The 19,601-nt window shown below is 69.0% G+C and carries 19 protein-coding genes and 2 pseudogenes; 9 read left to right on the plus strand and 12 right to left on the minus strand.

Annotation, left to right across the window (positions count from 1 at the left end):
• Positions 1-16: 16 nt before the first annotated feature.
• The 3 genes from CAP_RS23120 to CAP_RS23130 form a co-directional block, all read right to left on the minus strand.
• Positions 17-1,303, minus strand: a complete 1,287-nt coding sequence (locus tag CAP_RS23120) for a PilZ domain-containing protein (protein WP_044244742.1) — start codon at positions 1,301-1,303, stop codon at positions 17-19.
• A gap of 179 nt (positions 1,304-1,482) precedes the next feature.
• Entirely contained in the window at positions 1,483-3,150 is a 1,668-nt protein-coding gene (locus CAP_RS23125) for an NHL repeat-containing protein (protein ID WP_044244745.1), read from the minus strand.
• A 52-nt stretch (positions 3,151-3,202) separates the two neighbouring features.
• On the minus strand, positions 3,203-4,867 hold the full coding sequence (locus CAP_RS23130) for an NHL repeat-containing protein (protein WP_052375691.1): 1,665 nt from the start codon (positions 4,865-4,867) through the stop codon (positions 3,203-3,205).
• Positions 4,868-4,942: 75 nt separating this feature from the next.
• On the opposite strand from CAP_RS23130, the pseudogene CAP_RS23135 reads away from it, so the two are divergent.
• A pseudogene (locus CAP_RS23135) lies at positions 4,943-5,236 on the plus strand (SDR family oxidoreductase); the annotation flags it as partial.
• A 7-nt stretch (positions 5,237-5,243) separates the two neighbouring features.
• On the opposite strand, the gene CAP_RS23140 reads toward CAP_RS23135, so the two are convergent.
• On the minus strand, positions 5,244-5,810 hold the full coding sequence (locus CAP_RS23140; protein WP_052375693.1) for a TetR/AcrR family transcriptional regulator: 567 nt from the start codon (positions 5,808-5,810) through the stop codon (positions 5,244-5,246).
• Between the two features lie 93 nt (positions 5,811-5,903).
• Here CAP_RS23140 and CAP_RS23145 point away from each other — a divergent pair, with 93 nt between their 5' ends.
• Positions 5,904-6,329, plus strand: a complete 426-nt coding sequence (locus CAP_RS23145) for a tautomerase family protein (RefSeq protein WP_044244747.1) — start codon at positions 5,904-5,906, stop codon at positions 6,327-6,329.
• 73 nt (positions 6,330-6,402) lie between these two features.
• A complete protein-coding gene (locus CAP_RS23150) occupies positions 6,403-6,942 on the plus strand; it encodes a carboxymuconolactone decarboxylase family protein (protein ID WP_044244750.1) in 540 nt (179 codons plus the stop codon).
• A 31-nt stretch (positions 6,943-6,973) separates the two neighbouring features.
• On the opposite strand, the gene CAP_RS23155 is transcribed toward CAP_RS23150, so the two are convergent.
• From CAP_RS23155 to CAP_RS52505, 3 genes are all read right to left on the minus strand, one after another.
• Positions 6,974-7,708 (minus strand): glutathione S-transferase family protein, encoded by a 735-nt coding sequence (locus CAP_RS23155; protein ID WP_044244752.1) that lies wholly within the window; start codon positions 7,706-7,708, stop codon positions 6,974-6,976.
• A gap of 60 nt (positions 7,709-7,768) precedes the next feature.
• Complete coding sequence (locus tag CAP_RS23160; RefSeq protein WP_044244754.1) at positions 7,769-8,521, minus strand: SEC-C domain-containing protein; 753 nt, start codon at positions 8,519-8,521, stop codon at positions 7,769-7,771.
• Between the two features lie 86 nt (positions 8,522-8,607).
• On the minus strand, positions 8,608-9,087 hold the full coding sequence (locus tag CAP_RS52505; protein WP_081865182.1) for a DNA-3-methyladenine glycosylase I: 480 nt from the start codon (positions 9,085-9,087) through the stop codon (positions 8,608-8,610).
• Between the two features lie 427 nt (positions 9,088-9,514).
• Here CAP_RS52505 and CAP_RS45335 point away from each other — a divergent pair, with 427 nt between their 5' ends.
• Together CAP_RS45335 and CAP_RS23175 are read left to right on the plus strand one after the other, a co-directional pair.
• Positions 9,515-11,086, plus strand: coding sequence for a serine/threonine-protein kinase (locus CAP_RS45335; protein ID WP_156041064.1), 1,572 nt, complete (start codon positions 9,515-9,517; stop codon positions 11,084-11,086).
• 25 nt (positions 11,087-11,111) lie between these two features.
• Complete coding sequence (locus tag CAP_RS23175) at positions 11,112-12,035, plus strand: tetratricopeptide repeat protein (RefSeq protein WP_156041065.1); 924 nt, start codon at positions 11,112-11,114, stop codon at positions 12,033-12,035.
• 61 nt (positions 12,036-12,096) lie between these two features.
• Here the strand turns inward: CAP_RS23175 and CAP_RS55820 are convergent.
• Positions 12,097-12,652: pseudogene (locus CAP_RS55820) on the minus strand (SDR family oxidoreductase).
• Between the two features lie 47 nt (positions 12,653-12,699).
• On the opposite strand from CAP_RS55820, the gene CAP_RS55070 reads away from it, so the two are divergent.
• Entirely contained in the window at positions 12,700-12,912 is a 213-nt protein-coding gene (locus tag CAP_RS55070) for a helix-turn-helix transcriptional regulator (RefSeq protein ID WP_044244759.1), read from the plus strand.
• Here CAP_RS55070 and CAP_RS52510 read toward each other — a convergent pair.
• Genes CAP_RS52510 through CAP_RS45350 form a run of 4 tightly spaced genes read right to left on the minus strand, consistent with a single transcriptional unit; the run spans position 12,896 to position 16,615 of the window.
• On the minus strand, positions 12,896-14,497 hold the full coding sequence (locus CAP_RS52510) for a hypothetical protein (RefSeq protein WP_197041314.1): 1,602 nt from the start codon (positions 14,495-14,497) through the stop codon (positions 12,896-12,898). The two genes, CAP_RS55070 and CAP_RS52510, sit on opposite strands and share 17 nt — an antisense overlap.
• 24 nt (positions 14,498-14,521) lie before the next feature.
• Positions 14,522-14,764, minus strand: coding sequence for a hypothetical protein (locus CAP_RS48555; protein WP_156041066.1), 243 nt, complete (start codon positions 14,762-14,764; stop codon positions 14,522-14,524).
• Between the two features lie 4 nt (positions 14,765-14,768).
• A complete protein-coding gene (locus CAP_RS23195; protein WP_044244762.1) occupies positions 14,769-15,716 on the minus strand; it encodes an SDR family oxidoreductase in 948 nt (315 codons plus the stop codon).
• Positions 15,713-16,615: an alpha/beta hydrolase gene (locus tag CAP_RS45350; protein WP_197041315.1), complete on the minus strand. Its 903-nt coding sequence runs from the start codon at positions 16,613-16,615 to the stop codon at positions 15,713-15,715. Before CAP_RS45350 ends, CAP_RS23195 begins: the two co-directional genes overlap by 4 nt.
• Before the next feature lie 290 nt (positions 16,616-16,905).
• Between CAP_RS45350 and CAP_RS23205 the strand changes: the two genes are divergently transcribed.
• The 3 genes from CAP_RS23205 (at position 16,906) to CAP_RS23215 (ending at position 19,570) form a co-directional block, all read left to right on the plus strand.
• Positions 16,906-17,487: a TetR/AcrR family transcriptional regulator gene (locus tag CAP_RS23205; protein WP_044244763.1), complete on the plus strand. Its 582-nt coding sequence runs from the start codon at positions 16,906-16,908 to the stop codon at positions 17,485-17,487.
• A 291-nt stretch (positions 17,488-17,778) separates the two neighbouring features.
• The gene (locus CAP_RS23210) at positions 17,779-18,654 is read left to right on the plus strand and encodes a hypothetical protein (protein WP_044244765.1); all 876 of its coding nucleotides are present in this window, start codon (positions 17,779-17,781) and stop codon (positions 18,652-18,654) included.
• 220 nt (positions 18,655-18,874) lie between these two features.
• Positions 18,875-19,570, plus strand: a complete 696-nt coding sequence (locus CAP_RS23215) for a hypothetical protein (RefSeq protein WP_044244767.1) — start codon at positions 18,875-18,877, stop codon at positions 19,568-19,570.
• Positions 19,571-19,601 lie beyond the last annotated feature (31 nt).

Below are 19,601 nucleotides of genomic sequence, written 5' to 3' on the forward strand. Positions count from 1 at the left end.
CTCTGAGCGCGCCGCTCTACTCCTCGAACATCTCGTCGAGGGGGTCACGGATGACGAAGGTCACGTGCCTCGGCGTGGGCACCTGCCGGGGGGCTCGCCGCACGGAGCCGGGCGAACCGGCCACTTCTCCTTGCGTGCTGGGCCAACCCTGCTGGATGAGGACATCGGTCAGTGTCGCGTCGAAGCGGCCCTGCGGGAAGGACGTGGAGAGGGGAGGGGGGCAGATGCTCGCCGGGGCGTCGTCCCGGTGGGAGGGAGCCTCCTCCGAGGACCGCAGAAAATCGGAGATGGCATACAGGTCCCAGGGAACGGCAGGGAGGTCGCCAGCGCGGCTGGACGCGCCCAGCGTGGGCACGCGCGCCTGGCGGACCAGGCGGTTCCACAGGGCGGCGTCGCGCGCGGAGCGGGTCTGCACCTTCAGGCCGCAGACCCTGCGGCCTTCATCTCTCGCGCCAGAGATGTGACGCACTTCTCCTTGCAGATCCACGGGCTCCTCATCGCCGAGCTTCACCTTCAGCGAGAGCGACAGCCCAGCGACGAGCCGATCCTCGACGTCGAGCTGCAGCGAAAGGCCCCCCTGGGACAGGTCGCGGATCCGCCGCTCGCGCAGCTCCGGGTCGCCGGAGCGCGGGTGCTGGAAGCGCGCCCGCAGCTCCTGGGGAGCTGGCCTCCGCCGGTGCTCGCGGTGGCGCGCCCGCACCACGCGCTCGGGGGTTGTCGCCATCAGCCACGTGCCCTTCAGCGCGCCTCCGGCGAGCCGCAGGTGGTACACCGAGTTGTATCCCACGATGGAGACGTCGTAGGGCGCCTCGCCCCAGCTCGCCGCGGCGTCCGCGAGACGGAATCCCCAGCTCCCGCCCTCCGACTGCACCCGCTCCAGCGTCACCCGCTCCATGCGCCCGTCGCGGTGGAGGACGCCGTCGCTGTTCGTCACGGAGATCGCCGTGAGCATGGATGTGATGCACACCTCCCCCGTGATCTCTTCCCAGGGGGGCAGCGACGATGTCCCGGCTTCACCTGCGTCGCTGCCGTGTACGTCCTCGAAGCTCATGGTCGTCCTGTCAGCAACGCCCGAGCCAGCCGTCCCGACCACAGCCCGGCCCGGTGGATCGAGGGCTGGATGGGCGCGCTTCGTCCAGGAGATCGCGCGCGCGGGCGCCGTCCACACGCGGCGTCTCGCGCTGGCTCCGCGCAGGTTGGGCAAGGCTGGCGCTTCGGCAGCACCCCGATCGTCGGGGAAGTCCTGAGCGATCGCGCCGGAGCGGGTCGAACCCTGGATGAGCCGCGCGACCTGGTGCGCCATCGCCGTGTGCTTTCGGTGAACGGAGATGTGTGCCTCCAGGCGTGTCCGGCGTGCCCTGGTCGAGCGCCCAAGGTGGCACGCTTCTGCCCACGCAGATCGCGCGGACGGGGCAGCGCGACCAGAGTGAGGCTCGCAGGATCCCCCGAGCAAGTGGGGGCTGCTTCCTCGGCGGTCGGCGGTCAGCGGCCGAACTTCGCGATCACGAGGCGTTGATTGGAGTTCTCGGCGGCACCGAGAGGCCCGGTACCGAAGTCGGGGTTCTCTGCGCCCGTGACGCAGGCCGCGACGGTTTCCTGGTCGGGGGAGATGGCGAGGGCGTTGACGGCATCGTCTTCGTCGGTGCTGATGAGGCGGCTCCACAGGTGATCGCCGGAAGGGGTGAGCTTGGCGATGAAGCCGTCGACGCTGTCGCCCGTGACCGTCAAGTCGTCGCCGCCGAGGTTGATGGCGTCGGACGCGTAGCCCCCGACGAGGATGTTCCCCTCTGCATCGAGGGCCAGCGCGCGCGCGCCCTGGTAGCCCGCGCCGCCGAACGATTTCGCCCAGAGGATCTCTCTGGTGGCGCTGAAGTGCACCGCGAAGGCGTCCGCGCTGTCCACGGCGGTCAGGGTGTCCGCGCCCGCGGTGAACGAGCCCGTGTACTGGCCGGCCACCGTCGGCCGCCCCTGGGCATCGATGACCACCCCGTAGATCTCCTGGTAGCCCGAGCCGCTCAGCGTTTCCAGCCAGCTTCCGCTCCCGCCCGGGGTGATCTTCACGAGGAAGCCGTCGGCGGCGCCCGCGACCGCGGTGGCCTCGGTGGAGAACCCTCCGAAGTCGATCGTCCCCTCGAAATACCCCGACACGAAGACGTTCTTGGAGGCGTCGACCGCCACGGAGTACGCCGTCTGATCGGCAGCGTCGCCCACGGCGAGGACCCAGCCCCCGTCCACGGCGGCGATGGAGCCGCTCGCGCCGTCGGCCTTGATCACGAGGATGTCATCGCCGCCGGCTGGCGAGAGCTGTCCGTCGTTGCCCGTGATCGGCTCGTTGAAAAAGCCGGCGGCGATCACGTCTCCCGATCCATCCACCACCACGTCGATGAGGACGCCGTCTCCTCCGAGGCTCGTGCTCCACAGGTAGCCGCCGTCTGGATCCAGCTTCGCGACGTACAGGCCTGCGCCGATCACGCCGCCTCCGACATCAATGTCGGAGGTGAGCCGGCCCGAGATGTAGATGTTCCCGGTCGCGTCGGTGGTCACGCCCCCGACCATGTCTTCGAGGATGTCGCCGATCTTCATGGCCCACGCCACCTCGCCGCTGGGCCGGAGCTTGAGCAGCAGGCCGTCCGTGGAGCCCGCCGACGAGAGGGTCTGGTCTCCCACGGTGATCACGCCCGTGAAGAACCCGGCGACGAGCACGTTGCCCTCCGGATCGGTGGCGTTGCCGAAGATCTCGACGGCGCCATCCTGCTGGTACGCCGTGGCCCAGACGATGCACTCCAGACCGTCGCAGTTCTCGTCGGTCGCCGCGGCGCACTGCTCCACGGCGGGGGCCACCTCGCCCTCGCAGATCCCCCAGGCATCGCCCGTGTCGTTGCAGACCCGGTCGCCGCCCTTGCACAGGCCCACCCCCTCGGTGCCGTCGGGGCCCGAGTAGCAGGCCTCTTCCACGCCCGGCGTGCAGCTCACCGGCCCGTCGCCGCCCGTGCCCCCGGTGCCGCCATCTCCTCCGGTACCAGACGCCTGATCGCCGTAATCGTCGAGCCCGAGCACCAGCGCACACCCGGAGGCCGTGGCGGAGGCCAACGTCAGCAGGAGCAGCGTGCGGGAGGCGAGGCGGGCAGGAGGGAAGCGGCTGCGCAGCATGCGGCCATCCTACCAGCTCGGGCGTGCGGGCGCGGGGCGCGCTGGGCGTGGCTCACTTGCCCAGCTTGGCGATCACCAGACGGGACGTCGCGCCGGGCGAGGCGCCGAGGGGACCGGTACCGAAGTCGGGATTCGGGGCCTCCGAAATGTTCGCCGTGAGCGTCTCCTGCTCCGGGGACACCGCGATGGCGAACACGCCGGACTGGTCTTCACCGCTCAAGAGTCGGCTCCAGAGGTACGTCCCCGTGCCCACGGGGGCGAGCTTGGCAACGTAGGAGCCGATGACGCCCGCAACTGTCAGAGGACCCCCCCCGAGATCGATGGCCTCCTCCGCATAGCCGCCGAGGAGGATGTTGCCCTCGCCGTCGAGGGCCACGGTCCTGGCGAGCTGGTCTCCGCTCTCGCCGAACGAGTCCACCCAGAGCACGTTCCCGCTGGCGCCGACGTGCATGAGGAAGGCATCTTTGCCTCCCTGGGAGATGAGGACATAGGGGTCGGTCTCGACCATCCCCTCGTACTCCCCGACGATGAAGGGCTGCCCCTGGCTATCGACCGCCACGTCGTACACGTGCTGTTCGAGGTTGCCCATGACGCCGAAGAGCCAGCTCCCGTTCCCGCCGGGCGTGAACTTCGCGAGGAACCCATCGTATTCGTCGGTCCCGAAGGCCGTGGCCTGGCCGTCCGAGCCGCCGATGTCGATCTGGCCCTTGAAGTCACCCACGACGAAGACGTTGTCGGAGGCGTCGAGCGCCACGGCGTTCGCCACCTGATCCTCCGCGTCGCCCACGGTGCGGACCCAGCCGCCGTCGGTGCCGGCGAGGGAGCCCGTCTCGCTGTCGAACTTGGCGACCAGGATGTCCTTGCCTCCCGCCGCCGGGACGGGGCCCTCGCCCCAGTTGAGAAGTCCGCTGAAGAACCCCACGGCCACGACGTTCCCGATGGAGTCGATGGCGATGTCCGCGAAGCCCCCATTGCCGCCCAGGCTCGTGCTCCAGAGGTAGCCGCCCTCAGGGTCCAGCTTGGCGGCGTACACCCCCGGCGCGATCGTCCCGTCGCCCAGATTGATGCCCGTGAGCGTGCGCCCTCCGATGTAGATGTTGCCGCCCTCATCGGTGGCCACCGCCGCCAGGAAGTCCTGGTCGACGTCGCCGATCTTCTTGGCCCACATCACCTCTCCGGTGGGCTCCAGCTTGATCAGCATCCCGTCCGTGGCACCCGCCGCCGAGAAGGTCTGCGCACCCACCGTGATCGTGCCGTCGAACATCCCGGTCACGAGGATGTGGCCGTCCCTGTCGCTGGTGATGCCGTAGACCTCGAACCGCCCCTCCTGCGCGAACGCCGTCGCCCAGACGATGCATTCGCGCGTGTCGCAGTTCTCGTCCTCGCTCTCGGCGCACAGCTCCACCGCGGGCAGGACCTCGCCTTCGCAGCTCCCCCAGGCATCGCCGCTCTCGTTGCAGACGTGGGTTCCACCCTTGCACAGGCCGACATCCTGGGTGCCCTCGGGGCCCGCATAGCAGGCCTCCTCGACGCCCGGGGTGCAGCTCACCGGCTCCCCGCCGCCCGCGCCTCCGGTCCCACCGCCACCCTCTCCAGGTGCCTGGTCATCGTAGTCGTCGAGCCCGAGCACGAGCGCACAACCCGACGCCGTTGCGCAGACGAGGGTCAGCAGGAGCAGGGCCCGAGACGGCGCGAAGCCAAAAGGAGGGCGAAGCATCAGGTCATGCTACCAGCAGCACGTGCGCCGTGTGCCCCGGTGATCTCCCCCTGCAACTCGCTGGATTGACATCCCGCGAGCAAGGCAGGGCAGCTCGGCTTCATGCGCACGGCGGCGCTGGAACTCGCGCCTTCCGGGATCACCGTGAACGCCATCCTGCCGGGCAACATCAGCACCGAGGGCATCGCCGCCCTGGGCCCGGACTACGCGGCATCCATGGTGCGCGCCATCCCCGCCAGGGTGCTCGGGGTCGTGGAGGATATCGGGTACGCAGCGCTGTTTCTGGCCTCCCCGCAGGCCAAGTTCATCACCGCCCTGGTCGTGGACGGCGGCCAGGTGGTGCCCGAAACTGAAGCGGCTATTCTCTGAGCCGCGCCTACGGCTTCGTCACCATCCTGCGGATCTGATCCCGGAGCTGCGCCGCGACCAGCTCGAAGGGCTCCATGCTCTGCTCGGCGCGGCTGAGCACCACCGCGCCCTCGCTCGACGCGACGAGCGTGGCCGCGAACTGCGCTGCTTCCCCTGACGCAAGACCACCCTGTTCGAGGAGCGCCGCGAGCCGCGCCCGCACGCCCCGGAAGACCGCCGCGGCGTGGTTCAGCAGCGCGTGCGAGTCCGTGGCCACGGTCACCGCGAGCACGGCGCAGCCGGACTTCATCTGCGAGCGCGACAGGATGGTGCGCCAGATGAGCAGGAAATGCTCCGTGACCTCCTCGGCGCTCGCCCCGGCCTTCTTCTCGATCAGGTCGAGCAGGTGGGTGCCGGCGAGGTCCACCGCAGCGGCGACGAGCTGGTCCTTGCCCTCCGGGAAGTGGTGGTACACCGAGCCCCGCGGCGCTCCCGTCACCTCCAGGACCTCGGAGAACGAGGTGGCCTGCAACCCCTGCCGGGACAGGAGCTGGGCCGCCGCCTCCACCATCCGCTCGCGCACCTTACCGGCCATGCTTCCTCTTGACTATGACGATCATCATAGTCACTCTATGCAGGTCGTCATAGTCGCTGCTGCTCAACATACTTTTACCGCCAGGAATGCCCCATGCCCATCATCGACGTCTACGCATCTGCTGACCTTTTCCCAGCCGGCACCGATCGTCAACTCGCCGAGGCCCTCACCCAGGCCGTGCTGCGCGCCGAGGGCGTCGCCACCCCCTCTCCCGTGCACCTGGACAACACCGCCGCGTACATCCACCGCCTCCCGCCGGAGGCGGTTCACACCGCGCGCGCTGGCGGAGCCCGCACCGTGCGCATCCAGGTGCTGACCCCTCCCGGGGTGCTGGACAGGGCGGGTCAGAAGCGCCTCGTCGCCGAGGCCACCGAGATCGTGGCGAAGGTGTCCGGCGATCCCTCGCAAGCCGCGCGCACCTGGGTCCTGCTCACGGAGGCCGCGGAGGGGGGTTGGGGCATCGCCGGCACGGCGTTCGGACGCGAGGAGTTCGCAGCGCTCGCCGCGAAGACCTCCTGACCCTTCAGGGAGCCCCTCCCGGCCCCGTGAATTCGCTTGCCCCGAGGGACGCGCTCTGTGAGGTGGGTTCACCATGACCACCATCACCGTCCCTGCCCACGACGACGTCTCGCAAGCCGACCAGGCGCTCCTCGACAACCTCAAGAAGGCCATGGGCTTCGTGCCCAACCTCTACGCGACCATGGCCCACTCCGAGACCGCGCTCGGCAGCTACCTCGCCTTCCAGAACACCAGGCGCTCCCTCAAGCCCAAGGAGCGCGAGACCGTCAACCTGGTGGTGAGCCAGATCAACCACTGCCGCTACTGCCTGAGCGCCCACACCATGCTGGCCAGGAAGTACGGCCTCTCCGACGAGGAGGTGCTCCAGGTCCGCCGCGGCCACGCCCCCTTCGACCCTCGCCTCGACGCCCTCGCGAAGCTCGTGAAGAGCGTGGTCGTCGAGCGCGGCCACACCGACCCCGCCGCCTTGCAGGCCTTCTTCGACGCTGGCTTCGGTCAGGGCCACCTCGTGGACGTGGTGATGGCGATCGGCGTCATCACCGTCACCAACTACCTCCACAGCACCACCCAGGTCCCCATCGACTTCCCGCTCGCCCCCGAGCTGGACGGCTGAGGCAACGGCCCCCTCCAGGCGCGGCCAGCCATCACTGCAGGTAGTCGCGGTAGAACTGCTCGCGCCACTCGAAGAAGCGGGCGTACTCCAGCTCGGTCGCGATGGGGTTCCCCACCAGGCCCATCAGCCGCGGGTTTGCCACGTGGCGCGAGAGGGGGAACTTCAGCGGCATCACCAGCGTCACCGCCGCGATGTCCGCGAGCGTCGGCTTGTCGCCGGTGAGGTAGGGCGACGCCTCCAGCCGCCGGGTCAGGTCGGTGAGCGACGCCCGCACCATCTGCTCCACCTTGCCGAGCTTCTCCTCCACCGAGGCGACGTGTTTCCTCGCGTGCCGGGCCGCGAAGGCCACGGTCTTGATCACCCCGAACATCGTGGCCGAAGTCCCGAGCTTCAGCGCCTCCTGCATGCGCACATCGCGATCGGCACGCAGGAACGCGAGGAGCCCCGAGCCCCGGCCCAGCGTCTTCCCGATGTGGTCCTGCAGGGCGAGCACCTCGCCGCGCTGCTCCTGATCCTCGGGCAGGAGCCGCCGCCCCTCGGGGAACGTGCGCTCCAGGTAGAGCGCGATCTCCGTCGAGTCCGTGATGATCTTTCCGTCGTGCTCCAGGACCGGCACCTGCCGCTGCCCGGAGATCCGGTACACCTGGATCTGCCCGAGCCCGGGGTAATGATCCTGCACCCGGTAATCGAGGCCCTTGAAGTCGAGACACGCGCGCACCTTCTCGGCGAAGTGACTGAGCGGAAAGCGATGGAGGACAAGGCTCATGTTCCATGCGCTACCACGGGCCGGCAGGCAGCGGAATCCGGACGCCCCCTCCCCGCCAGGTCAGCCTGTCACCGCCGCGCCTTCCCGCCTCTCTTTCAGCACCAGGCAGCACTTCTTGTACTTCTTCCCGCTCCCGCAGAGGCACCGCTGGTTGCGCCCGCGTTTCGGGAGGACCCGCCTGGCCGAGGCGCGCCTGAGCCGCGCTTTGCGCTCCGCGACGTTGTGCAGCCACTGCTTCCACTGCTGCTTCAGCGCTGCGAGCGCCTCGTCCCGGAAGTAGCTCATGGGATCGTCGACGTCCCTGGGCACCTTCCAGAGCGGCTCCGCGCGGGCGTGCTCGATGTCCTCCCGCGTGATGAAGCTCGGGGAGGCTCGGCCCTCCTCGAACACCATGTCGACAGCCGCCTGGGCTGCCGGATCGCCCGTCCTGGCGACGTCCTCGATCATCATCGCCACGAACACCTCGTCCGGATCGCGCAGCAGCCGCGTCAAAAAGGCGGCCACCTCCGCGCGGTGTGCCGGATGGCGCGCTGCGATCACATAGAGACTCCGCGTGAAAATCTGGCGCTGGAACGCGTCGAGCCCTCTGTCGCCTGCGGACCTCATGAGCCGGCCCATGGCGCCTGGCCCGAGGGCAGCAAGGATTGAGGCCCCGGCTTCCATCACCAAGTCGTCTTCGTCCCGGCTCCTCACCATCGCCACCAGCGCGGGCGTGGCGGCAGGATCTCCGATCGCCCCGAGCAGGTGCACGGCATGGAGAGGCGCCATGTAATCGCGGGGCTCCTCGGCCTCCCAGAGCGCCTCGTCACGCACCAGCGCGCATAGTGGCCCGAGGATTTCCCCTCCCCGGCGTACGATTTCCTCGGGGAGCCCTGGAGGCACGTCGTACCCACAGGTCCTCAGGTGTTCGAGGAGCGTTGCAGTCGGCAGCGTCGTGAGATCCGGCGGGAGCACAGGGAAGCCATAGCCTCCCGATTACGCACAGACCAGGCGAATGAAAGCCTCTTATGTCGGATTTGTTTTGGTAATTCGTGCGTGAAGAAGCAAGAGAGAATCTGCGATCTCTGGGGGCAATGACGTCTGAGGCGCCCTCTCAGCATGTCCCGTTCGCCGACGTTGTCGAGCAACCGCACGATGGTCGCCGCGTCGAAGCGGGCCACCTTCGCCGGCTCGAACCCCGCGAACGCAGCGCGGAACGTCTCGCGCTCCCGCAGCACTGTGATCCAGGCCAGACCGGCCTGGAACCCGTCGAGCATCAGCTTCTCCCAGAGAGCCCGCGCGTCGCGCTCGGGCACCCCCCACTCCTCGTCGTGGTAGGTGCACATCAGCGGGTCGCCGTTCGCCCAGGAGCCGCGGTGGAGGGAGCGTGTGTCGGACATCGATGCCTCGCCTCTAGGAGCCCAGGGGAGCGCGCGGGGCGGCACCGAGGGCTTCGCGACCTTCCCCTGCCACCCCACGAAGCACGGACCCCCATCCATGTCTGGGCTGTACCTCGGACGAAGCACCGACAGCCTGCCTGGCTCCGACCTACGACGCCTGCTTGGTCGGCATGATCGTCACCGCGCGAGAGCTGGGCTGACCTCGTCACCAGGCAGGTCCGACGCATCGCGCCGCGGCGCGGCACGCCGTGGCACCTGGAGCCGCAATGGCACGTAATCACTCCGAGATCCTGTCCTCGCCAGTCCAGGTGAGCTGCCGGCATCCTCGCGGAATCTTCTCGTGCCTCCATCCATCCAGCGCCACGCCCGCGTCTCTTGCTTCTCCGGGTGCAGCAGCCCTGATAAAGTCCCGCCCCCAGGAGACTTGGTGGGTAACGTCGCGGTCGCTGCACCTGGCAAGGTGGTCGGAGGGCGGTACCGCCTGGTGCGCCAGATTGGCGTCGGCGGCATGGGGTCCGTCTGGCTCGCCGACCACATGCAGCTCGGATCCGAGGTGGCCATCAAGTTCATGGCCTCGGACGCGGCGACCTCGAGCTCCGCGCGGGCGAGGTTCGAGCGCGAGGCCAAGGTCTCGGCGAAGCTCAACCACCCGAACATCGTCCACGTCCAGGACTACGGCATCATTGGCGAGCAGCAGTACCTGGTCATGGAGCGCCTCAGGGGCGAGGACCTGGGAGAGCGCCTCAAGCGGGAAGGAAAGATCGCGCCAGGAGAGATCCCCGTGCTTGCCGTCCAGATCGGGCGCGGGCTGCGGCGCATGCACGACGCCGGCATCGTCCACCGCGACCTCAAGCCCTCGAACATCTTCCTCATCACGGCCGAGGACGGCGAGATCCTGGTCAAGCTCCTCGACCTCGGCATCGTCAAGTCCGTGAGCGTCTCCACGGGTGAGGGCACGCGTAGCAGCGGAGAGAGCACCCGCACCGGAGAGATCATCGGCTCGCCGCACTACATGAGCCCCGAGCAGGTGCAGGGCGCCAAGACGCTCAGCATCCAGTGCGACCTCTGGTCCTTCGGCGTGGTGCTCTTCCGGGCCATGACCGGGCAGATGCCTTTCCGCGCCGAGGGCATCGGCGCGCTCATCGCCGCCATCCTGACCGCCCCCCTCCCGTCCGCGTCCCTGCTCGCCCCGGAGCTCCCCGTGGACATCGACCGCTTCTTCCAGCGCGCCCTTGCTCGCGAGCCCTCCGAGCGCTTCCAGTCCGCGCGCGAGATGGTGGACGCCCTCCTCGACGTGCTCGGCACCCGCCCTGCGGCCGTGTCGATGCCCTACCTCTCCACCCCGAGCCCCACCCTGTCGCGCCCCTCTCTGACCCAGGGCCCTGCGGCCGTGTCAGCGCCCCCCGGCGCGTCAGCGCCCCCCGGCGCGTCACCCCTGCACGGAGTGCCCAGCCCGTCGGACCCCGGCGCGCCCGCCTCCGGCGCTGCGGCCGCGCAGCCCCTCACCGACACCCTGGTGAGCCTGTTCAACAGGACCGGCGCGCCCGCACAACCGCGCCGCAAAGCGATGATCCTCGGCGCCGCCATGGGCATCGCCGGCATCGCCGTCCTGGTGCTCGTGCTGGTGCTGTCCCACCGCAGGCCCTCGGACCCCGATCCCGCCGCTGCCCAGCAAGCCCCGGCGCCGTCGCTGTCCATGTCCGCGGAGCCTACCCTCACCGTACCTGCCCTGGTGGTCCCGGCGCCTCCTGGCGTCCCTGACCCCGCGGCCTCCGGAGCCGTGGAGGTCGTCCCTGCCGAGCCCCTGGGCGAGCCCGCGCCGGCCCCTGCCGCCTCCCATACCGCGTCTGCGCTTGGCCACACCGACCCGAAGTCTCCTGCAGCCGCTGGCACCTTCGAACGTGGCGGCAGCACCCAGCGCCCTCCCACGCCGGCGACGTCGCCCGAAGCAGAAGGCCCCTTGCGCCCTCCCCGCACCAAGCGGCGGCTCGGATTCTGAGGACGCGGACGAGAAGAAGGTGACGATGCGCTCTTTCCCGATGCTTCTCTTGCTCGCGGCCATCGGCCCCGCGTGGTCGGCCCCCTCGCTGGCCCAGGTTGGCCCTCGGCGCGAAGCCTCCCAGACCTCGCCCCAGGCTGGCGGCTGGGGCAAGGCTGCCGTCTTGAAGGAGCAGGCCCGCGCCCTCACCCACAAGGGCGACGAGCTGTACGACGACGGCAAGTACGAGGAGGCCTACTACTTCTACAACGAAGCCCTCCAGCGCTACGACGCCCCCCCCATCGCCTTCTCGCGCGCCCAGTGCCTCGTGAAGCTCGGCCGCCTCCTGGAGGCCCGCGCGCAGTTCACGAGCCTCACCGAGGACGACCTCCCCCCCATGTCCCCGCGCGAGTTCATCCAGGCCCAGGCCGAGGCCAGCGTCGAGCTTGCCAAGATCCGCCTTCGCATTCCCACCTTGCGCATCACCGTCACCGACGCCCCCGAGCCCGCCGTGAAGATCACCGTCGACGGCAAGGACGCCCCCCACCTCGACCAGCCCATCCAGGTCGACCCTGGCGAGCACATGGTCATCGCCCGCCTCCAGGGCGGCGGCGAGATGGTCGCCCGCGCCATCGTCGTCCCCGAGGGCAAGGCCACCCGCCTCGAAATCTCCCTCCTCCCATCCCCCCTCAACCCCCGCCGCTCCATGGCCCCTGCCATCGTCGCCCTCGGCGTCGGCGCCGTGGGCCTCGGCATCGGCCTGGTCACCGGCATCCTCGCCGCCGGCGAGGACGAACCCGGCCTCACCGCGGCCTCCATGGTGGGCCTCACCGTCGGCGGCCTCGGCCTCGGCACCGGCGCCACCCTGCTTCTCGTCCGCTCCGTGGGCCACTCCGGCCACACCGCCACCCAGATCGCCCACCGCCCCTCCCTCGACGGTGCCGGCCTCCTGCTCCGCGGTTCTTTCTGAACAGAGACCTCGCCCGACGAGCCTCGGGGGAAGCACCGACAGCCGCCTGCCTGGCTCCGGCCTACGAGGCCTGCTTGGTTGGCATGATCGTCACCTGCTGGATGTTCACGCGCTTCGGAAGCCCCACGGTGAACGCAATCGCCTCCGCCACATCCTCGGGGGCCAGCCACTCCATCTGCGCCTTCGACCCCTCCAGCCAATCGAGGGTGCCCTGGACGTCGACGTGACTCTGCAGCTCCGTGCCGACGACCCCCGGCTCGATGGCGCTCACCCGCACCCCCTTGGGGCCCCGCTCCGCCCGCAGGGTGATCGAGAGCTGTGTCACGAACGCCTTCGACACGCTTCGCGTCGATCGGATTCGGCAGCATGATCCCGGCATTGTTCACGACGATGTCCACGCGCCCGAACTTCTCGGTGACCTCTGCGGCGACCCGCTCGACGGCCTCCCGATCGGTCACGTCGACCTGCCACGCGGCCGACTGACCACCGGCCTTCCCGAGGGTATCGCTGAGCGCATCGAGCCTGTCCTTCCGGCGCGCGAGCAATGCCACGCGCACCCCGCGGGCGGCGAGCGCCTTCGCCGTCGCCTCACCAATACCGCTCGATGCTCCCGTGATGACAACGACTCGTCCCGCGAGCGCGCCAGCTCCTCCATGCGGGCAGCATGGTGAAGACCGTCGCCCACGACGTGGGTTACGAGAGCGAGTCTCAGTTCAGCCGTGAATACCGCCGGTTCTTCGGCGCCACCGTCAGCGTCCTCGCCCGTGCCCCTGCGTGCACGTGCGTGACGGGTCGCATCGGCCCGATCGAGCGCGCGGCGCGACTGTGGCGACGCCGGATCGACAGGCAGGAGCTTCAGCTCACGGGCCCTGCCTGAAGCGCTGGAAGCTCACCGCGCCGCCCCATCCCGACGACAGGTACGCGACCCCCACGTCCCCGCTCACCGGATCCCGCGCCACTGCCGGATAGCGCATCGGCGTATCTCCGAGCACCCCGCTCATCCCCGGCACGACTGCCGCCGCCTCGTCGAGCACCGTCATCACCGCGTTCCCCGCCCCGTCCTGCGTCACCAGGTAGAACAGGCCCCCCATCGCGTGCACGTCGACCGTGCGATCGGCTCCCGTCGTGGTCACCACCGTACTGGCCAGCACGCTCCCCGTGAGCGACACCTTGAGGAAGCTCACCCCGGTCCCCGACCCGCCGCTGAGGTGCGCCACGAAGTAGGCGCCGTTCTGGTACACCGCCGAGAGCTGCCCCCGGAAGGTCTGGGTATATGCCGACCCGATGTCGACCAGGGGAGTCACCACCGCCCCCATCGCGTTCACCCGGGCGAAGTACAGCCGGTAGCCCATGACGCTGAAGATCCCGTAGCCGCTCCCGTCCCAGAGGATCTCCGTGCGGGCGCTGTCCCTCGCATCGCTGTTCAGGGGATCGGCCCCCACCAGGATGTTGTCGAGCCTGCCGCCGCCCACGAGCTGCCGGTTCGCGTCGAGGCGCCGGAAGTAAACGTCGTCGTAGCTCACCCACCCGACCCCGAACTCCGTGCCGCTCCAGTCGAGCACCGGATGCCCATTGTGCCCGGTCTCCCCGAACACCAGCGACGGGCTCACCAGCGCCCCCGTCATCGGATCGTACTCCCGGAAATCGATGCAGCCCCACCCCCAGCCCACCTGCCAGGACCCGTTGTCGTCGCAGTTGTACTGGTAGAGTGCCTGATAGCGCCCATCGTGGCCCGTGAGCTGGATCGGCGTGTAGTAGTACCCGTCCGAGGTGAGGAGGGTGTGGGCCGCGATCAGGGCCCCCGCCCCGTCCACGATCTTCACCTGCGGCGTGACGTTCTGGTTGCCATCGGGCGTACACCCCACCGCGAACCCTGCCCCCGTCGCCGCGAGGCTCGGCGCCTGGAACGCGCCCGTGCACACAGTCACCGCCGACCCCAGCGGATAGAGCGGCTCGCAATCGCCGTCGGTGCCCACCATTTGCCCCGCCGGACAGCATCCGTCTCCATCCATGGCCGGCACCGGCATCGTCGCGCAGTGGACGTCGCAGTCCGCTCCGGCGAGGCTGTCCACCGTGCACGCATCCCCGTCGTCGCACGCGACGGGGCACGCGCCGGGCTCTCCGGTGGCGATGGCGGGATCGCACAGCTCCCCCGCGTCGAGCATGCCATTGCCGCACAGCAACGGCGTGCTGCCCCCCGTACCGCCGCTCCCCCCGGCCCCTCCCGCACCTCCGACATCGCCCGAGCCCCCCGCGCCACCGGCACCGCCGGAGCCCCCGACGCCTCCCATCCCCCCGACGCCTTCCGTGCCGCCCTCACCCGCGCCGCCGCCCCCCTGGCTGGCGCCGCCGCCTCCGCTCCCCGTCGGCGAGCCCTGGTCCTCCGAACCCCCTCCACACCCCCCGAGCGATGCGACCAAGACCACCCCGACCAGCGAAGAAGCAGTACGAAACGTCAGCATGAAACCCATCCCTCGCAGGCGAGCCTAGGTCGAGCCACGGGGCGACGTCCACGCCGATTCTTCCGGGCCTGCATCCACCTGTACAACCCTCATGGCTGCAAAAAGACCGAAGACAATGAGCCCATAGGCCGTTCCTCGACCGAGCGAAGGACCACCCGAATGGATCCAGAGAGCGGCCGAGATGACCAGCCATCCGAGGCCGACGGCGAGGCCGAGGAGCGCCGTGACTCGCTCTGCGGCGTAGTCGTCTCTGATGAGATCCAGCATGTCGTCACGCCTGCCCCCCACCCGTGAGCCCGAAGGTCACGCCGGTGACGGCTTCAGCCCTGCGCCAGAGCGCGTCGCGGACGCCCGCCTCGCGCGCCAGCGGGGGAATCCCCACGTCCTTCGGAGACGCGCAGCGCTGAATGAAGTGTGACGGTCCAATCAGCGTGGTGTCCGTCGGGTTCGGCATGATCGCCGCGTACAGCGCGTTCTCCGCGACCCGCTCGATGGGATACCCGATCATGGTCGCAAGCGCGCGGCTGATGCTCCCGGCGGCGCCCTTCACGTGACGCTGCAAGTTCGTGACTGCGGTGCCAGGATCGACGGCGACGCTCGAGATTCCTGTGCTCGCCGCCCGGCGCTGAAGCTCCGCGGCGAACATGATCTCGGCCAGCTTGCTCCGCGCGTAGGCGCCCATCGGCGTGTATCTCTGTTGCTCGGCCTGCAGATCTGCAGGATCGAGGCGCGCCATCGTCCACCTACCCACCGCGGCGCTGACGGTGACAACGCGCGCGTTCCCTGCGTGCAGCGCGGGGAGCAGGAGACCGGTCAACGCGAAGTGACCGAGGAAATTCGTGCCCATGTGCATCTCGAAGCCGTCCGTCGTGGTCCTCCGCTGCGGGATCGCCATGACACCAGCGACGTTCATGAGGAAGTGCACGGGCTCGCCGCGCGCGCGCCAGTTCTCGCCGAATGCATTGATCGACGCGAGGCTCCCGAGATCGACCTGCTGGAACGTCACCTCTGCACGACCGGCAGCACCTCGAAGCTCTGCGACCGCGGACGCTCCTCTCGCCGTGTCGCGCCCCAGCACAATCACGCGCGCACCCCGGGAAGCCAGCGCCCGGGCGATCTGGAATCCAATCCCACTCGCCCCGCCCGTCACGAGGGCCGTCTTGCCCTCGACGCGGGGGAAGTCTGCAACCGTCCATCTGGCCTTCGGAGTGGTCGTCATGGGGTGGTCCTTTCGGGTGCTTCGATCTCTGGCTGCATGCGCGGACGGGCTCCTGGCGCGCCGCCCTCTGCGCGCGCGCCCAGGTGCGCCTCTACGAAAGACCTCACGGCCTGCCGCGACTCCACCGCCTCGGGCAGGTCGGGGTAGCTGGTGAATGCGTGCCACATGCCCTCCGCGACCAGCAATTCTGCCGGCACGGTGGCCCTGCGTAGCTTCCAGTAAAGGCGCGTCGAACCGCTCAAGAAAACGTCGCGCGTGCCGGTGACGATCACGGTCGCCGGGAATCCCTCGCGGTAAGTGCCGTAGACGGGTGACACGAGCGGATCATCCAGCCGCGCTGAACCGACGAACGGCGCGATGTAAAGCTTGTCGGCGTGATTTTCGTACGTCATCAGGTCTCGCCCTGCATTCGAGGTCATGGAGTCACCGGCCTGGGTCAGATCGACCGACGGCGAGAGGAGCGCGCTCGCTCCGATCATCGGCAATCCCTCCTCCTGCGCCTTGAGGAGCATTCCCAGGGCGTGCCCGCTCCCCGCGGACGTGCTCACCACGGCGACCTTCGACGGGGCGTAGGTCTTGACGAGGTGGCGGTAGACCTTGAGGCACTCCTCGAGCGCCACCGGGAACTTCGCTTCGGGAGCGACCTGGTAATCGACGGAGTACATCTTCAGACCGAGCTCGTGGGCCATCAGCATCCCCGTGCGATCGGTCGCCGACCCCATCACGTACCCGCCGCCGTGGATGTACAGGAGGGCGTGATCGGTCCTCGCCGCGGCGCTGGGCGGCGTCACCACCACCACCTTCACACCCTCGATCGAGGTACGCGCAATGGATGGCTGGAACCACGTCCGCATCTCCTCGAGCTGCTGGCGCTCGAGAGCAGCGAATTGCATTCGCATGTCGACGATTCTCTCGTCGGACACCGCGACATCCGGCAGGGTGAACAGCCTGAGTTCCCTCTCGAGGATCTCTCGCGCCTGCGGGCTGATCGTCCGGCCTTGGTGCTCGTTGAGCGGCAGCTCGTGGACATCTCCGTCGAGCAATGCCTCAGAGATTGTAGAAGGCATGAAACTCCCCATCGTTCGGACCTCCACAGGTCGAACGGCTATCTTCTAACTGGTTGGTTAGAACTAGCGACCAGGGTGCCTGTTGTCAACCATCTGGTTAGTAGATATCTCTCGACCCAGAGATGAGAGACTCCGAGGCCACGCGAAAGAGATTGCTCGATGCAGCGCGTCAGGAGTTCGCGCAGTTCGGAATCGCCGGGGCGCGCGTCGATCGCATCGCCGAGGCGGCGGGATCGAACAAGGCGCAGATCTATCATTACTTCGAGAGCAAGGACGGCCTCTTCAAGGCAGTGTTCGAGTCCATCGTCGCCAGCACCGTGGAGGAGACGCCCATCGACGTGACGGACTTGCCCGGTTACGCCGCCAAGCTGGCGCGGGGCTACCAGGAACACCCTGACATTCTGCGGCTGGCGACGTGGAACCGGCTCGAGCGCGCGAACGAGCCTCCGGTCCAGCTCTCGGTCACGAGCATCCGGCACAAGATCGACGCCATCGCGAAGGGCCAAGCCGAGGGCATCGTCCCCAAGCACTTCCCGCCCGACGTGCTCCTCCTGCTCATCCTGCACCTCGCGGCGGTGTGGGCCGACGTGAACCCCGAGCAAGCCGCGGCGACCTCCCGCCCCACGGCGCAGCAGCAACGCGACATCGTCGCCGACGCTGTGCGCCGGCTCCTACGGCCCGACAGAGGACGCACACGCGGCTGACGTCGACGACGGCGCGCTGGGCATCCGAGGCACCTGCTCCCCCGCAACCGATGCGGTGGAAGGATGCTGGCCATCCAGGACCACTCCTCGGCGTCCCCGCGCCGGCCAGCGCCGGGCGCCCACTCCCGCATCGAGCGGCTGTACCGCCACTGCCGCAGCACGAACGCGATGGCCCCATCCTTGCTGAGAAGTCTTGCCGACCGGACGCACACAATGCGGCTCGCCATGGCGCGCGGATGGACCGCGGCGGATGGCGACGCTCGTGCTCACGCCGGCCACGGACAGGTAACCATGCGGACCAAGATCTCATCGACCATCGGCCTCTTTTCCCTGCTCTCCCTCGTGGCCCTCGGCAGCGCCGGGTGCCTGAGCGGCGAGACCGAGAGCTCCCAGGACGGCGCGGATCATGTCATCGCCGAGGTGCAGCTCAGCGCCACCAGGCGCATCGTGTTCGTGGACGAGGGCGAGGGCCGCGTCGGCGTCGCCGAGGTCGGCGCCAGGAACGAAGCTCCCCTCGTGACCACGATGATCGGCACCGAGCAAGCCACCCCGCTCGAGATCTTCCTGGCCACGGCGCCCTCGGGGGAAGTCGCGCCCTTGCTGCTCCTCGACAACCACGAGGAGCTCGCCACCCTCCAGGGCCGCCAGGACCTCACCCCCCGCCTCGAAGCGCGCCTCGCGGTGCCCCTGGGCCCCCTGGCGGCTATCATCAACACCGGCACTGGCCCCTGCACCGAAGCGGGCTGGGAAGGCCCGAGCGGCATCTGGGGAAGCGGCCCTGACGGGAGCTGGGATGCCGTGTTCGCCAACTCCACCTCCATCTACAGCAACAACACCACCTACCCGGCACCGAAGCAGATCAACCCGCTCTCCACCTGGAATGGCAGCAGCGGCACCTACCACACCCACGGCGCGTGCATCGCCTCCGACGCCGGCGCCGACAACCAGATCACCTTCGCGATGTACCACTCCAACCCGGGCGGCAGCATCTTCGCCTTGCTGCACACGGAGGTCCTCTCCGAGGGCACCGGCGGGAACGGCGAGTGGGTCACGTACACCGACTTCTTCGCCAACAACATCAAGACGAAGTCCCAGATCACCAACGTGGGCAACGCGGCAGCGAGCTTCCGCCACTCGGCAGGCGCCTGGGTACCCTTCCCCGGCTGACAGCAGCCGCAAGGGCGGTCATCACGTGATGGACGAGGGGGCACCCGGGAGCTGTCACGGCGCTGTAACGGTGCCATGCGCACGTGACAGGGTGTGATGGCGGCGTGACAGATCAGATCGTGAGACGTGCAAGGTGCGGCCCGCCACGCGCCTTGCGCGCCTTGCGCGCCACACGGCCCCCCTTCCGTTCAGCCGCTGCAGTGGAGTCGCGTCTCTCTCCATGCATCTTAGAGTCAGGATCGCCCCACTCCTCGCTCTGATCGCGCTTGGAGCCTCCTCCGGGTGCGGTGGTGGCAACATCGCCTCCGAGATCGCGAAGGCTCCTGAGAACCCGAACAAAGAGCCCAGGTGCGGCACGACCAAGATCCAGGCGCGCCCGCTCATCGTCGAGTGGCCCTCCTCGGACCGGGCCGCGCTGGAGGGGCGCATCAAGCAGGGCCTCGTCCCGGTGCGCTACGTCGGCTGCGACATGGAGGTCGTCACCACATGCAAGGTGCCGGCTGAGTACGCGTACACCGGCATCACCCCCAAGAACGACCTCGTCGTCATCCACAACAGCGACGAGCTTTACGCGAACATCCCGGTCTACGCCGCCAGGTTCGAGGGCACGCTCCAGAAGGCGGGCTCGCTCGACGTCGCGATGACCATCATCGGCCGCTACGAATCGAACCTCCCCAAGATCCGCGCGGACGAGCTTCAGGGCGAGTGTGCCGACACCACGCACGTCATCTCTGCGCTCACCGTGGGCGCGTTCCGGTTCTCGGCTGGGGCGGGCGCCGAGGCCGGCGCGGGCGAGGACGGGAGCGCGCTGCTTCGCGGAGCCCTTTGCGCGCGAGCGAGCGTCGACAGCTCCGAGGCCTGGCACGAGGCGCAGAGGAGGAGGGCAACGAGGGCAGCGCTGCGGAGCACGGCGTGAGCATAGGCGGCTCGACCGCGAGCAGAGAGCA

The organism is Chondromyces apiculatus DSM 436 (assembly GCF_000601485.1).
Lineage (GTDB): Bacteria > Myxococcota_A > Polyangia > Polyangiales > Polyangiaceae > Chondromyces > Chondromyces apiculatus.